The organism is Mesorhizobium sp. M0037, assembly GCF_040323635.1.
Taxonomy (GTDB): Bacteria; Pseudomonadota; Alphaproteobacteria; order Rhizobiales; family Rhizobiaceae; genus Mesorhizobium.
This window is the reverse complement of the sequence record NZ_JAMYVB010000004.1, coordinates 101834-116025: the sequence shown is the minus strand read 5'-3', so window position 1 is coordinate 116025 and position 14192 is coordinate 101834. Positions and strand designations below refer to the sequence as shown.

Annotated in this window: 13 protein-coding genes; 10 read left to right on the top strand and 3 right to left on the bottom strand. The window is 63.4% G+C overall.

Annotated features, from left to right (window positions below):
* Positions 1-37 precede the first annotated feature (37 nt).
* From NKJ78_RS09060 to NKJ78_RS09045, 4 genes are read left to right on the top strand one after another with little or no spacing between them, the layout of a single operon-like run.
* Positions 38-1321 carry a CpaE/TadZ family protein gene (locus NKJ78_RS09060; RefSeq protein WP_023681982.1) on the top strand — a complete coding sequence of 428 codons (1284 nt, stop codon included), beginning with the start codon at positions 38-40 and terminating at the stop codon, positions 1319-1321.
* 29 nt (positions 1322-1350) lie between these two features.
* Positions 1351-2856, top strand: coding sequence for a TadA family conjugal transfer-associated ATPase (locus tag NKJ78_RS09055; RefSeq protein ID WP_023738191.1), 1506 nt, complete (start codon positions 1351-1353; stop codon positions 2854-2856).
* 29 nt (positions 2857-2885) lie between these two features.
* Complete coding sequence (locus NKJ78_RS09050; protein WP_023703461.1) at positions 2886-3899, top strand: type II secretion system F family protein; 1014 nt, start codon at positions 2886-2888, stop codon at positions 3897-3899.
* A gap of 39 nt (positions 3900-3938) precedes the next feature.
* Complete coding sequence (locus tag NKJ78_RS09045) at positions 3939-4955, top strand: type II secretion system F family protein (protein ID WP_023738192.1); 1017 nt, start codon at positions 3939-3941, stop codon at positions 4953-4955.
* Between the two features lie 113 nt (positions 4956-5068).
* Here NKJ78_RS09045 and NKJ78_RS09040 read toward each other — a convergent pair whose 3' ends face one another.
* Positions 5069-5890 carry a tetratricopeptide repeat protein gene (locus tag NKJ78_RS09040; RefSeq protein ID WP_023669594.1) on the bottom strand — a complete coding sequence of 274 codons (822 nt, stop codon included), beginning with the start codon at positions 5888-5890 and terminating at the stop codon, positions 5069-5071.
* A gap of 239 nt (positions 5891-6129) precedes the next feature.
* Here NKJ78_RS09040 and NKJ78_RS09035 point away from each other — a divergent pair, with 239 nt between their 5' ends.
* From NKJ78_RS09035 to NKJ78_RS09025, 3 genes are all read left to right on the top strand, one after another.
* Positions 6130-7491, top strand: a complete 1362-nt coding sequence (locus tag NKJ78_RS09035) for a leucyl aminopeptidase family protein (protein ID WP_023738193.1) — start codon at positions 6130-6132, stop codon at positions 7489-7491.
* Positions 7492-7553: 62 nt separating this feature from the next.
* Positions 7554-7904: a MarR family winged helix-turn-helix transcriptional regulator gene (locus NKJ78_RS09030; protein WP_023669596.1), complete on the top strand. Its 351-nt coding sequence runs from the start codon at positions 7554-7556 to the stop codon at positions 7902-7904.
* Between the two features lie 29 nt (positions 7905-7933).
* Positions 7934-8794: a C40 family peptidase gene (locus NKJ78_RS09025; protein ID WP_023738194.1), complete on the top strand. Its 861-nt coding sequence runs from the start codon at positions 7934-7936 to the stop codon at positions 8792-8794.
* A gap of 143 nt (positions 8795-8937) precedes the next feature.
* On the opposite strand, the gene NKJ78_RS09020 is transcribed toward NKJ78_RS09025, so the two are convergent.
* On the bottom strand, positions 8938-9132 hold the full coding sequence (locus tag NKJ78_RS09020) for a hypothetical protein (protein WP_245260413.1): 195 nt from the start codon (positions 9130-9132) through the stop codon (positions 8938-8940).
* On the opposite strand from NKJ78_RS09020, the gene NKJ78_RS09015 reads away from it, so the two are divergent.
* Entirely contained in the window at positions 9040-11529 is a 2490-nt protein-coding gene (locus tag NKJ78_RS09015) for a ligase-associated DNA damage response DEXH box helicase (protein ID WP_352459310.1), read from the top strand. The genes NKJ78_RS09020 and NKJ78_RS09015 overlap by 93 nt on opposite strands.
* Positions 11526-12242, top strand: a complete 717-nt coding sequence (pdeM, locus tag NKJ78_RS09010) for a ligase-associated DNA damage response endonuclease PdeM (protein ID WP_023669598.1) — start codon at positions 11526-11528, stop codon at positions 12240-12242. The genes NKJ78_RS09015 and pdeM overlap by 4 nt, the downstream gene beginning before the upstream one ends.
* A gap of 4 nt (positions 12243-12246) precedes the next feature.
* Here the strand turns inward: pdeM and NKJ78_RS09005 are convergent, their stop codons facing one another.
* Positions 12247-13218: a quinone oxidoreductase family protein gene (locus NKJ78_RS09005; protein ID WP_023738196.1), complete on the bottom strand. Its 972-nt coding sequence runs from the start codon at positions 13216-13218 to the stop codon at positions 12247-12249.
* Between the two features lie 94 nt (positions 13219-13312).
* On the opposite strand from NKJ78_RS09005, the gene NKJ78_RS09000 reads away from it, so the two are divergent.
* A complete protein-coding gene (locus NKJ78_RS09000) occupies positions 13313-14191 on the top strand; it encodes a LysR substrate-binding domain-containing protein (protein WP_023681972.1) in 879 nt (292 codons plus the stop codon).
* Position 14192: the final 1 nt, after the last annotated feature.

The window sequence follows — 14192 nt, the reverse complement described above, 5'->3', positions numbered from 1 at the left end:
AGAGACCGAAAGAGAAGTCACGGAAAAGAGCATGACAATGAGCAATCTTGCCTACGATACGCCCGTAGACGGCGGCGACAGCTCGCAATTGGATATTGCCGCGATGCAGGCGCTGCGGCCGGTTCCGCGTATTTCCATCCAGGCATTTTGCGAGACGGAAGGTGTCGCGCATCCGGTGGAGCGGGCCGGCGAGGATCGCCGCATGGCCAAGGCGCATCTGAAAGTGCATATGGGCGGCATCGCCACGGCGATCGAATTCTACCAATCCGCGCCTACGCCGAACCTCATCCTTCTGGAGTCGCGCAGCGAACCGAAGCAGTTGCTGGAGCAGCTTGCCCAGCTTTCAGAATATTGCGATCCCTCCTCTAAAGTCGTGGTGATCGGCCACTACAACGATGTCGGTCTTTACCGCGAACTCATCCGCTTCGGTATTTCCGAATACGTCATCGCGCCCGTGTCGATGGCCGATATTGTCTCGGTGGTTTCGTCGATCTTCGTCGATCCGGAAGCCGAGCCGATCGGCCGCTCGATCGCCTTCGTCGGCGCCAAGGGTGGCGTCGGCTCCTCGACCATCGCCCACAATGTGGCGTGGGCGATGTCATCGCTGTTCAAGTCGGAAGTGGTCGTCGCCGATCTCGACCTGGCTTTCGGGACGGCCAACATAAACTTCGACCAGGACCCTGCGCAAGGCATCGCCGAGGCCGTGTTTTCGCCCGAACGCGTCGACGAGGTTTATCTCGACCGTCTGCTTGCCCAGTGCGCCGAACACCTGTCGCTGCTCGCCGCGCCCTCCACCCTCGAACGTGTCTATGATTTCGATCCCGATGCCTTCACGCAACTCATCGATACCGCCCAGCGCAGCGTGCCGCTGCTGGTGCTCGACGTCCCCCATATCTGGACGGGCTGGACCAAGAACACACTGATCAAGGCCGACGAGATCGTCATCACTGCGACGCCGGAATTGGCCAATCTGCGCAACACCAAGAATCTGGTCGATATGCTGACGCGGCTTCGCCCGAACGATCCGCCGCCGAAACTGATCATCAATCAGGCCGGCGTGCCGAAACGGCCCGAGATTTCCGCTTCCGACTTCGCCGAGCCGCTCAGCCTCACGCCGATGTCGGTCATCGCCTTCGACCCGTTGTTGTTTGGAAATGCCGCGAACAACGGCCGCATGCTGGGCGAGATGGATCCCAAGAGCCCGGTCGTCGGCATGATCAACGAAATCGCGCACGTGCTGACCGGTCGCAGCGAAATCAAGGCCAGGAAGAAGGCAGGCCTTGGCGGCCTCCTCGGCAAGCTCTCGCGTAACAAGAAATGACGCTTCTCAAGCGAAATTGGTAGTCGATCATGTTTGGAAAAAGAGGCTCCGACGACGGCGGCCGGTTCACCCCGGAGTTCCGTCAGCCAGCGTCAGCGGCGCCGGCTGCTGCAACGCCTGCGGACATGGCGGTACTTGCCCGACCCCCGGCAGCGCCGCCGCCGGGAGCGCTGGCAACTCCGCCAACTCGCCGTGCCGTTGAGGCGCCGTCGATGGCGCCGGAGCCGCCAAAAAAGATCCAGCGCGAAAAAAGCGAAACCTACTACGACACCAAGAGCCAGGTCTTCTCCGCGCTCATCGACACCATTGACCTGTCGCAACTTGCGAAACTCGATCCCGAGAGCGCGCGCGAGGAAATCCGCGATATCGTCAACGACATCATCGCCATCAAAAATTTCGCAATGTCGATCGCCGAGCAGGAAGAGTTGCTCGACGACATCTGCAACGATGTGCTAGGCTACGGGCCGCTGGAGCCGCTGCTCGCCCGCGACGATATCGCCGACATCATGGTCAACGGCTCCAAGAACGTCTACATCGAAGTCAACGGCAAGGTCGAACAGACCGGCATCCGCTTCCGCGACAATCAGCAGCTGCTCAACATCTGCCAGCGCATCGTCAGCCAGGTTGGCCGCCGCGTCGACGAATCGAGCCCGATCTGTGACGCCCGTCTTCCTGACGGGTCTCGCGTCAACGTGATCGCGCCGCCGCTCTCCATCGACGGCACCGCGCTCACCATCCGCAAGTTCAAGAAGGACAAGCTGACGCTCGATCAGCTGGTCAAGTTCGGCGCCATCTCGCCGCAGGGCGCCGAGATACTCAAGATTATCGGCCGCGTCCGCTGCAACATCGTCATCTCCGGCGGTACCGGCTCCGGCAAGACGACGCTGCTCAACTGCTTGACCAACTATATCGACCGCGAGGAACGCGTCATCACCTGCGAGGACTCGGCCGAACTGCAACTGCAGCAGCCGCACGTGGTACGTCTCGAAACCCGCCCGCCCAATCTCGAGGGCGAAGGCGAGGTGACCATGCGCGACCTGGTCAAGAACTGCTTGCGCATGCGGCCCGAACGCATCATCGTCGGCGAAGTGCGCGGACCGGAGGTTTTCGACCTGCTGCAGGCGATGAACACCGGCCATGACGGGTCGATGGGAACGATCCACTCCAACAGCCCGCGCGAATGCCTGAACCGTATCGAATCGATGATCGCCATGGGCGGCTATTCGCTGCCGCAGAAGACCGTGCGTGAAATCGTCGTCGGCTCCGTCGATGTCATCATCCAGGCAGCACGCCTTCGCGACGGCTCGCGCCGCATCACCCACATCACCGAGGTGATCGGCATGGAAGGTGACGTCATCATCACGCAGGACATCGTGCTCTACAACATCAAGGGCGAGGACTCGAACGGAAGGCTGCTTGGCGAGCATGTGTCGACCGGCATCGGCCGTCCGCATTTCTGGGATCGCGCCCGCTACTATGGCGAGGAACAGCGCCTCGCCAACGCTCTGGAATCGATGGAGAAACGCGCTGACTAACGCATATCGAGGCGTGGGGACTGAGGTCGATGTTCGGAATTGATACCACCGTACTGGCGTTCATCGTGCTCGCCGGCTTCAGCGCCGGTGCGGTCGCCTATGCCTTCCTGTTCACCAAGATGAGCAACGAGAAGCAGGCCGGCAAGCGGCTCGAGACGATCAAGGCCGCCGAGACCGATCGTTCGGTCGTCAAGGCTTCGCGCGACCGTGTCGCGGAGGCGGTCAAGCGGCGTAAATCTGTCCAGGACACGCTGAAACAGCTCGACGAAAAGCAGAAAACCAACGAACTCGCCGTCAAGAAGCCGCCGTTGAAGGCCCAGATTCGTCAGGCCGGCATGCAGGTCTCGATCGAGCGTTTCTATATCTACTCCGTCATTTGCGGCATCGCGCTGACGGTGCTCGCCTATCTCGCCGGCGCGCCGCTACTTGTCCTGCCGGGTACGCTTCTGGCCGGCGCGCTCGGCCTGCCACGCTGGTTCGTCTCGTTTCGCCGCGCGCGCCGGGTCAAGGCGTTCCTCAACGAATTTCCCAACTCCCTCGACATCATCGTGCGCGCCGTCAAATCCGGCCTGCCGCTCAACGACGCCATTCGCCTGATCGCCAATGAATCGCCGGAGCCGGTCAAGACCGAGTTCCGCCGGATCGTCGATTCGCAGCAGGTTGGCATGTCCATCCCCGACGCCACCTTGCGCATGGCTGAGACCATGCCGTGCAGCGAGGCAAGTTTCTTCGGAATCGTTATCCAGATCCAGTCACAGGCCGGCGGTAATCTCTCCGAGGCGCTAGGCAACCTTTCGCGCGTGCTTCGCGATCGCAAGAAAATGAAGGCCAAGGTCCAGGCGCTGTCCATGGAAGCGAAGGCGTCGGCCGTCATCATCGGCGCGCTGCCTATTGTCGTCGCCCTTCTCGTCTATCTGTCGAGCCCGAACTACATCATGCCGCTGTTCACCACCAGCACCGGCAATCTGATCCTTGGCTGTTCCGGCGTGTGGATGTCGATCGGCATTCTGGTGATGCGCAAGATGATGAACTTTGAAGTTTAGGCCCACCTTGGAAAGCTCGAACGAAAAGACTGAAAACGGATGACCGACCAAGTCGTAAAATCGCTGACCGATCCTGCCTTCCTGATCGCATTGCTGGTCGGCGTTGCGGTGTTCGCGACCGTCTTCACGTTGCTGCCGGCGCTTGGCGGCAATCAGCTCAAGGCGCGCATGAAATCGGTGGCGCTGGAGCGTGACGAATTGCGCGCCAAGCAGCGCTCGCGGCTTGCCAACGAAGCCGATCGCCGCCGCAAGGGGCTGCGCGAAGAGCAGTCGATCGGCATGCGCAACATCGTCGACAGGCTCGACCTGCGGCGTGCGTTGGCCGATGAAGGCACGTTGCAGAAGCTCAAGGTGGCGGGCTTTCGTGGCCAAAACCCGCTGACGCGCTTCCTGTTTTTCCGCCTGATCCTGCCGTTTGTGGGTTTCGCGCTGGCAGCGATCTATCTGTTCGTGCTCGGCGGACTGCCTGACCGGCCGGCCTTCGTGAAACTGTTCGTCTGCATCCTTGTCGCCTACGCCGGTTTCTACGCGCCGATCCTTTACGTCAACAATCGTGCCGCCAAGCGCAAGCAGTCGATCCAGGCGGCGTGGCCGGATGCGCTCGACCTGATGCTGATCTGCGTCGAATCGGGCATGTCGGTCGAGGCCGCCTTGCGCAAGGTCTCCGAGGAGATCGGTTCGCAGTCGGTGGCGCTGGCGGAGGAATTCGTGCTGACCAACGCCGAACTCTCTTATCTGCAGGAGCGCAAGCAGGCTTATGAAAACCTCTCGGCTCGTACCGGCCTGGAGTCGGTGAAGTCAGTGTCCCAGGCGCTGGTCCAGGCCGAACGCTACGGCACACCCGTGGCGCACGCATTGCGCGTGCTGGCCTCGGAAAGCCGTGACATGCGCATGAATGCCGCCGAGAAGAAGGCCGCCGCCCTGCCGCCGAAGCTTACCGTGCCGATGATCCTGTTCTTCCTGCCGGTTTTGTTCGCTATCATTCTGGGCCCAGCCGGCATTCAGGTCAGTCAGCGCGGCATCTTCGGCGACCAGCACAATTCCTCAAGCCAGTAGGCCTCGTTGCAGCCATACAAAAGAGCCGCACTGCCAATGCAGTGCGGCTCTTGTTTTCAGCTTTGAGATGTGGACGGATTTTGCGCTGTGCGGAGCCGGCGCCCATGCGGCGCTCAGTTGGTCGCCGGCTTTGCCTTGTCCTGATCCTTGAGCTGACTCCAGGCGTTCTGCTGGGCAAGCATCTGGCGAAGATAGGCTACATTGGCTTGCGCCTGTTCGGGTGAAAGCTCCTGCGACGCGATCTTCTCGGCCTCGTCGAAGCGGCCCTGCAGTCCCACGACCAGCGCAAGGTTCTGGCGCACCCGGCTGTCGGCATTCGGTTGCTGGGCTGCCGAGCGCATATAGGTCTCGGCGGTGCGCAGATCGCCTTCCAGCACATAGGACATACCGAGATTGGAAAGGATCGAGGGTTCGTTCGGCTTTAGGTCCAGCGCCTTGCGGTAGTTCTGGCGCGCTTCATCCTTCTGGCCAAGCTGGTCGAGAATGGCGGCCTCGGCCGACATCAGCCGCCAGTCCGGATATTCCGGCGTCTGCGCCCGGCGCACGGCGTCGAGCGCCGGCTCGAACTGGCCGTTGGCGGCCAGCGCCTTGCCGTAGGCGGCAAGCACGTCGCGATCCTTGGGGTAGGCGATCGCCAGCTTGCGCATCACGGCAAGCGACTGGTCGGCATCGCCGTCCATCTGGAGCGCCGCCGCAAAATTTGTCGCCAGCCGCTTGTCGTTGGGGTTCTTTGCGTAGGATTCGCCCAGCCGCCCGGTCGCCCCGTGCAACTCGCTGGCCGACATGGTTTCCAGCGGTTTGCCGCTGGTGCGCCCGATCGAGCCGGTCGTGAGCTTGCTGGTTCCGCACCCGGCAACACCGGCCGCCAGCGCCATCAGCAGTGCCGTGGTGACCAACCGTTTGCCCGTGACGTTCATCCTGCGGTTGGTGGGCATCGGCACGGGGCTCTCCATTCCTGCGCGTGGCCATTCACGTGGCCATCTTCATCCCCGCAGAAATATTCTGTTAACCCTAACGGACAGTTAAAAAGTGAGCCGTCGGATCGGTGAACGGCCCGCCGGAAGCCTTTGGCCTGGCACGTCCCATGCCCGGCCCCTGTGCATAGATGTTGAAATCATTCGACGTCCCTGTCACTTGACTGAGGACGACCTGCAAGCCTCCCGGAGACCATCAAATGCCCGTCGAACTCATCGAGACACTAAACACTGCCTTGCCGGTCCATCTGGTCGCGAGGGATGGACTGGAGGCCTTGGGACTTTCGCCTTCCATGACCGCATGGGCGGCCGCCAACGGCTTTTCCGGCGAAGCCGGCAGGACGCTCGCCGTCCCCGGCGACAACGGTTCCCTTGCCGGCGCCTTGTTCGGCGTCGGTGATGGCGAGGGCGCGCTGGCCGTCGGCATGCTGGCGAGAGCCTTGCCGGAAGGCGACTGGCATTTTGCCGCCGCTCCAGCCGAGCCGGAACTCGCGGCCATAGGCTTGGTGCTCGGCGGCTATGTCTTCACTCGCTACGGCAAGAAATCAGGCAAGGCGTTGCGTTTTGCGCTGCCGTCCGGCGCCGATGCGGGTCGTGTCCGGCGCATCGCCGACGGCGTCTTCCTGGCGCGCGACCTCGTCAACACGCCGACCAGCGACATGGGACCGGACGAGTTGGAGAAGGCCGTACGGACCCTGGCGGCCACTCACAAGGCCGAGGTATCGGTGATCAAGGGGGATGATCTCCTGAAGCAGAATTTCCCGATGATCCATGCGGTCGGCCGGGCCTCGGTCGGAGTGCCGCGCCTGATCGATATGGTTTGGGGACCGGAAGGCGCGCCGAAGGTGACGCTGGTCGGCAAGGGTGTCTGTTTCGACACTGGCGGCCTCGACATCAAGCCGTCCTCGGGCATGCTCTTGATGAAGAAGGATATGGGCGGCGCCGCCAATGTGCTGGGCCTGGCCTCGATGATCATGGCTGCCGGGCTGAAGGTGCGGCTGCGCGTCCTGATCCCGGCGGTCGAGAATTCGATTGCCGGCAACGCTTTCCGGCCTGGAGATGTACTGACCAGCCGCAAGGGCATTACCGTCGAGATCGGCAACACCGACGCCGAAGGGCGGTTGGTGCTGGCCGACGCGCTGGCGCTGGCCGATGACGAGGAGCCGGAACTGCTGATCGACATGGCGACGCTGACCGGGGCAGCGCGTGTCGCGCTCGGGCCCGATCTGCCGCCTTTCTACACTGGCGACGAAGCGCTGGCGTCCGAACTGGCTGCGGCCTCGGTGGCCGTCGAGGATCCGTTGTGGCGCATGCCGTTGTGGCGGCCCTATGACGCCAGGCTGGCGTCGAAGATCGCCGACATCAACAACGTCACCACCGACGGCTTCGCCGGTTCGGTCACCGCGGCGCTTTTCCTCAAGCGCTTTGTCGAACGGACAACGGGCTGGGCGCACTTCGACATCTTCGCCTGGAACCCGTCCGATCGCCCCTACGGACCCGCCGGCGGAGAGGCGCAAGGCATCCGTGCACTGGAGCGGGTCATTTCGAGGCGCTATGCCTGACGCCCTGAGACGGCCACCAAAACTGAAACGGAACCGAAACAATTTGCCGTCATGCTCGGGCGATGTCGATTTCGATGCGTCCGAGCCAGGCGATGCGGCTGTGGCAGCAGGTGATGCTGTCGCAGGTGCGCGCCGGCGCGCCAGATCTCACCATGCGCCAGACGGCGATCCTGTTCACCATCTATCTCGACCCGCCGCCGCACACGGTGCGCGGTCTAGCCGCCCGCCTCAATGTCACCAAGCCGGTTATCACCCGGGCGCTCGACACGATGGGTGCGCTGAAACTGGTGTCACGCCATCGCGACGAGCTCGACAAGCGCAATGTGCTGATCCGGCGCACGGTCGAAGGCGCGCTCTTTGTCGAGCGCTTCGGGGATGGTATCGTTGCCAGGGCTCATGAACTGCCCATCTGATCAATCCATGAATTAGAACGAGTACCGATTTGACTGCCAGGGATGCCCGCCTCCACGCCTTCCGTTCCGACCTCGCCGATGCCAGGCTGAAAGGGGAGGTTTCGGCCGATCGCTTCGTCACCGGCCGTCCGGCCCGGATCACAGCCTCCGTGGCTGACCTGCGTAAGGCACCGCGCCCGGATGCCGGCGTCAACACGCAAATTCTGTTCGGCGACGATGTGCTTGTCTTCGAGGAAGCCGAGGGATGGGCCTGGGTCCAGGCCGAACGCGACGGCTATGTCGGCTACGTCGGCGCCACCATGCTGGGCGCACGCGAGCATGCGCCAACCCACATCGTCACGGCGCCGCGCACTTTTCTCTATCCCGGCCCGGATCTGCGCTTCCCGATCAGCGGCCAATTGTCGATGGGCTCGACGGTGACGGTGACCGGCGCTGCCGAAACGCGCGGCACGGACTATGCGCTGTTGCCCTCCGGCGAGGCGCTCATTGCCGGCCATGTGCGCCCGGTCAGTGATATCGCCGCCGACTATGTCTCGGTCGCCGAGATGTTTCTCGGCACGCCCTATCTCTGGGGCGGCACCTCCGGCTTCGGCATCGACTGTTCTGGCCTCGTGCAACTGGCCATGCGTATGGCCGGCCGCAATGTGCTGCGTGATTCCGACATGCAAGCGGCAGGCCTCGGCGAGCCGCTCGATCCGGGACCCGATTATGCCGGGCTGAAACGCGGTGACCTCGTGTTCTGGAAGGGGCATGTCGCGGTGATGACCGACGCCGAGACCATGATCCACGCCAACGGCCACACCATGCTGGTCTCGCGCGAAGGGCTGAAGGAGGCGATCGACCGGATTGGGTATCTCTATGGCGGGCCGACGGGGTTTCGGCGGCCCTAGCGCCTCTTCCTTCGCCCCGTTCACGGGGAAAGGTGCCCGAAGGGCGGATGAGGGGCGACGCCAGCGACTGAAAGGTCGCGCTGCGCCTCACCTGCCTGCCGGCATCCTCTCCCCCTAAATGCGGCGAGGGATAGCTCACCCGATCACCTTTTGTTCCGATTTTCCTTGGCGATCGCGCGCCGTCGCGCTACCTCTTTCGCGTGACCGAGCAGCCGCGCCTTGCCAAACAGAATGCCGCCGTCCTTCTGCCCGAGCCATTCATCAGATGGTTTGGCGAAAAAGGCTGGTCGCCGCGCGCTCACCAGATCGAGCTTCTGGCGAAGGCTCAAGCCGGGCAATCGGTGCTCTTGATCGCACCGACCGGCGCCGGCAAGACACTGGCCGGCTTCTTGCCATCGTTGACCGAACTGGCCAACCGCCCCAGACGCAAAGCCGGTATGGCACGGCGCGGCATCCATACGCTCTACATCTCGCCGCTGAAGGCGCTGGCCGTCGACATCGAGCGCAATCTCGGCAAGCCGGTGGAGCAGATCGGCCTGCCCGTCACCATCGAGACGCGCACCGGCGACACCCCTTCGCACAAGCGGCAGCGCCAGAAACTGGCGCCGCCCGACATCCTTTTGACCACGCCCGAGCAATTGGCGCTGCTGATCGCGGCCGGCGATGCCGGGCGCTTCTTCGAGGATCTGCGCTATGTCGTGCTCGACGAGTTGCATTCGCTGGTGACATCGAAACGCGGCCATCTGCTGGCGCTCGGGCTGGCGCGGCTGCGCAGCATCGTGCCCGGCCTGCAGACGATCGGTCTGTCGGCAACGGTGGCCGAGCCCGACGAGTTGCGGCGCTGGCTGGTGAGCCAGAATCCTCCGGGGGACATGTCTGAGCTCATCGTTGTCACCGGCGGTGCAAAGCCCGAAATTTCCATCCTCGATTCGGAGGAGCGCGTGCCTTGGGCCGGCCATTCGGCGCGCTACGCCACGCCGGAAATCTATCGCGAGATCAAGCGCCACAAGACCACGCTGCTGTTCGTCAACACCCGAAGCCAGGCCGAGCTGCTGTTTCAGGAATTATGGCGGGTCAACGAGGATACCTTGCCGATCGCGCTGCATCACGGCTCGCTCGATGTCGCCCAGCGCCGCCGCGTCGAGAAGGCGATGGGAGACAATGCCTTACGTGCCATCGTCGCCACCTCGACGCTCGATCTCGGCATCGATTGGGGCGACGTCGATCTGGTCGTGCATGTCGGGGCGCCCAAGGGCGCCAGCCGGCTGGCGCAGCGCATCGGCCGTGCCAACCACCGCATGGACGAGCCGTCGAAGGCGATCCTCATCCCGGCCAATCGTTTCGAGGTGCTGGAGTGCCGGGCAGCGCTGGACGCCAACTATCTGGGCGCCCAGGATACGCCGCCGCTGGTCAATGGCGGGCTCGATGTGCTGGCCCAGCATGTGCTGGGCTGCGCCTGCGGGGCGCCGTTTCGCGCCGACGATCTCTACGAGGAAGTGCTGACAGCAGCGCCCTATGCCAGCCTCGACCGGCCGACATTCGACCGCGTCATTGATTTCGTCGCCACCGGCGGCTACGCACTGAAGAACTACGAGCGCTACGCCCGAATCCGCCTCAACAAGGACGGCATGTGGCGGGTCTCCAATCCGCGCGTTGCCCAGCAATACCGGCTGAATGTCGGCACGATCATCGAGGTGCCGGCGCTCAATGTGCGTTACGTCAAGGCCGGCAGCAAAGGCTCGGCTTCGCACGGCGGCCGGGTTCTGGGCAAGATCGAGGAGGCCTTCCTCGAAACGCTGACGCATGGCGACACCTTCATGTTTGCCGGCAAAGTCCTGCGCTTCGAAGGCATCCGCGAGAACGAATGCTTCGTCTCGAATGCGCCGGGAAGCGACGCCAAGGTGCCTTATTATGGCGGCGGCAAATTTCCGCTCTCGACCTACCTCGCCGAGCAGGTGCGCGCCATGCTGGACGACCCGCAGCGCTGGAAGAAGCTGCCCGAGCAGGTGTCAGATTGGCTGCGTTACCAGGCCGACAAATCGGTATTGCCCAAACGCGACGACCTCTTGATCGAGACCTTTCCGCGCGGCAACCGTCACTATCTCGTCGCTTATCCTTTCGAGGGCAGGCTGGCGCACCAGACGCTCGGCATGCTGCTCACCCGCCGGCTGGACAGGGCCGGCGCCAGGCCGCTTGGCTTCGTCGCCACCGACTACGCATTGGCCATCTGGTCGCTGGGCGATATGGGCGCGATGTTCAAATCGCGGAAACCTTCGCTTGGCGCTCTGTTCGACCAGGACATGCTGGGCGACGACCTCGAGGCTTGGCTGGCCGACAGCTGGCTGCTCAAGCGCACCTTCCGCAACTGCGCGCTGATTTCAGGCCTGATCGAGAAGCGCCACCCGGGACAGGAGAAAAGCGGCCGTCAGGTCACCGTCTCGACCGATCTGATCTATGACGTGCTGCGCAGCCATGAGCCCGACCACATCCTGCTGCAGGCGACGCGCGCCGACGCGGCGACCGGTCTGCTCGATGTCAGCAGACTTGCCGACATGCTCTCGCGTATCCAGGGTCGAATCGTGCATAAGGCACTCGAACAGATATCGCCGCTGGCCGTGCCGATCATGCTCGAAATCGGCAAGATGCCGGTGAATGGCGAGGCCGACGAAACGCTGCTGATGGATGCCGCGACTTTGGTCGAGGAAGCCATGGGTCCTGGGATGGTTGAGGAATGAATTTTTCGCTGGCGCGGGCATCGCTGATCGCCGAGGCCGATTTTGTCGGCATCGCGGGCGAGCGCGCGGTCTGTGATTCGCGCGGCGTGCTCTATTTCCCCGATCTGAGGCTGCTCGCGGTCTCCGACCTGCATCTGGAAAAGGGCTCGTCCTTCGCCAGGCGCGGCGCACTGATCCCGCCCTACGATACCGGCGCCACTCTGCTCCGGCTGCAGGCGGTAATCGCGGACTACCAGCCGGCCATCGTCATCAGCCTGGGCGACTCCTTCCACGACGGCGGCGGCGCCGAGCGCATGCATCAAACCTTCCGAGATCGGCTGGAAGCATTGATGGCCGGCCGCGACTGGTTCTGGGTCGCCGGCAACCATGACCCGGAAGCGCCGGCGGATTTGCCCGGCGAGACGGTGCGCGAACTCGCCATCGGCTCGCTGCTGTTCCGCCACGAGCCGTCGAAGATAAGAACCGAGGGCGAAGTTGCCGGCCATCTTCACCCTTGCGCCCGCATCGTCCAGCAGGGCCGCTCGGTGCGGCGGCGCTGCTTTGCCGGCGATGGCGGCCGCATGATCATGCCGGCCTTCGGCGCTTATACCGGCTCGCTCAACGTGCTCGACCGCGCCTATGCCGGCCTGTTCCGCCGCGAGACGTTGATAGCTTATATGATGGGCGCCGCGCGCATCTTCGCCATTTCCGGTTCGATGCTGCGGCCGGGCTGAGTTTCTACGGTATAAGCACGGTTGCGCCTGTCGTCTGCCGTGCTTCGAGCCGGCGGTGCGCCTCCGCCACTTCGGCAAGCGGCATGCTTGTGTGCACCGGGATTTTCACTGCGCCGCTGAGGACGACGCTGAACAGATCCTCGCTCATGGCAACGACGTCCTCCCGCCTGGCGAGATGATGGAACAGCAACTGCCAGGTGGCGAACAGCGAACCCTTTTGCATCAAAAGCATGATGTCGAAGGGCGGGATCGGCCCCGACGCTGTGCCGTAGCTGACGAAGGTGCCGAACGGCTGCAGGCAGTCGAGCGAGGCGGGGAAGGTCGCGTTGCCGACGCCGTCATAGACGGCGTGGCAGCCTTCGCCGTTGGTGACCTCTTTCACCCGTGCGGCGAAATTCTCTTTGCTGTAGTCGATGACATGGTCGCAGCCATTGGCGCGCGCAAGTTCGGCCTTTTCGGGTGAACCGACCGTGCCGATGACGATGGCGCCGAGATGCTTTGCCCATTGCGTCAGGATGAGGCCGACGCCGCCCGCCGCGGCATGCACCAGGATTGTATGGCCCGCCTCGACGCGAAACGTGCGACGCAGCAGATATTGCGCCGTCAGCCCCTTCAGCATCATGGCCGCGCCCGTCTCGAAATCGATGGCGTCGGGCAGATGCACGACGAAATGCGCTGGCACGATGCGTTCTTCGGCATAGGCGCCGAGGGTCTCGACATAGGCGACTCGGTCGCCAGGCGCGAAGCCGCTGACGCCTTCACCGACGGCGACGATTTCGCCGGCGCCTTCATTGCCGGGAATGAATGGCAGAGCGGGCGGCGCGTATTCGCCGGTGCGAAAATAGATGTCGACGAAGTTGAGACCGACCGCCCGGTTGCGCACGCGCACCTCGCCCGGTCCGGGCTGGCCGATGTCGACATCTTCGTAGGCGAGCACATCTGGCCCGCCATGGCGGTGAACACGGATCGCTTTCATGGTTTTCTCCCCTGCGCTGTTCCCTTGAGTGTGAGATAGCGCGTGGCGGGATATCATTGTAGACTGATACCGGTGACATCAGAGTTCAAACAAAATGATATCTGAACAGATCGGCCTCGACCTTCTCCGCACCTATGTCGCGGTCTGCCGGCAGGGTAGCCTGAGCAGGGTCGCCGCGCAGACCGGTAAGACCCAATCGGCGCTGAGCATGCAGATGCGCCGGCTGGAGGGCCTGCTCCAACGGCACTTGTTCCAGCGCACCGGCCGCGGTGTCGTACCGACTGCGGAGGGAGAGCTCTTTCTGGGATACGCCACCCGCATCCTGGCTCTCGGCGATGAAGCGGTGGCGCGTCTGCAGCAGACCGGCATAGGCGGCGGCGTGCGAATCGGTCTCGCCGAGGAGGTCACGACGGCAGCGCTTTCGGCCGCGCTCGGGCGGCTGCATCGCACCTATCCCGACATCAGCCTTGGCGCGATGGTCGAGCACAGCGTCTCGCTCGGACGGCTATGGAGCGAGGACGCGCTGGATGTCATGATTGCCCCGACATCCGTCGTAACAGCCGATGCCCTGAGGACATGGAATGTCGAACTGCAGTGGGTCTGTGCCCAGGACTATGTGCTGGATCATGACCGGCCGCTCGATCTCGTCGCCTTTGGCGCAACCTGCCCTTGGCGCAGGCGTATGATAGAGGCGCTGGTTGCCGCCGGCCGGCAGCACAGGATCGCCTTGTCCTGCCAGAGCGTCACCGGCCTTCAGGCGGCGATCGAGAACGGACTGGGCGTTGGACTGCTTCCGCCCGAATCGGTGCGCACCGCTTCGATGCGGGTGCTGAAGACGTCAGCCGGTCTGCCCGAGCCGCTCACGGTCCAATACGGCCTTTACGCGCACGACCGCAGGACAGCTGTTGTCGATGCCGCGATCGAAATCCTCCTTAAGGATTTGCCCGTCGCGCCAGAAGCGCGAGCCGCCTGAC

Excerpts from the sequence above, each read along its gene's own strand:
- NKJ78_RS09060 (WP_023681982.1), top strand. The coding sequence starts at position 38 with ATGAGCAATCTTGCCTACGATACGCCCGTAGACGGCGGCGACAGCTCG.
- NKJ78_RS09055 (WP_023738191.1), top strand. The coding sequence starts at position 1,351 with ATGTTTGGAAAAAGAGGCTCCGACGACGGCGGCCGGTTCACCCCGGAG.
- NKJ78_RS09050 (WP_023703461.1), top strand. The coding sequence starts at position 2,886 with ATGTTCGGAATTGATACCACCGTACTGGCGTTCATCGTGCTCGCCGGC.
- NKJ78_RS09045 (WP_023738192.1), top strand. The coding sequence starts at position 3,939 with ATGACCGACCAAGTCGTAAAATCGCTGACCGATCCTGCCTTCCTGATC.
- NKJ78_RS09040 (WP_023669594.1), bottom strand. The coding sequence starts at position 5,890 with ATGCCCACCAACCGCAGGATGAACGTCACGGGCAAACGGTTGGTCACC.
- NKJ78_RS09035 (WP_023738193.1), top strand. The coding sequence starts at position 6,130 with ATGCCCGTCGAACTCATCGAGACACTAAACACTGCCTTGCCGGTCCAT.
- NKJ78_RS09030 (WP_023669596.1), top strand. The coding sequence starts at position 7,554 with ATGTCGATTTCGATGCGTCCGAGCCAGGCGATGCGGCTGTGGCAGCAG.
- pdeM (WP_023669598.1), top strand. The coding sequence starts at position 11,526 with ATGAATTTTTCGCTGGCGCGGGCATCGCTGATCGCCGAGGCCGATTTT.
- NKJ78_RS09005 (WP_023738196.1), bottom strand. The coding sequence starts at position 13,218 with ATGAAAGCGATCCGTGTTCACCGCCATGGCGGGCCAGATGTGCTCGCC.
- NKJ78_RS09000 (WP_023681972.1), top strand. The coding sequence starts at position 13,313 with ATGATATCTGAACAGATCGGCCTCGACCTTCTCCGCACCTATGTCGCG.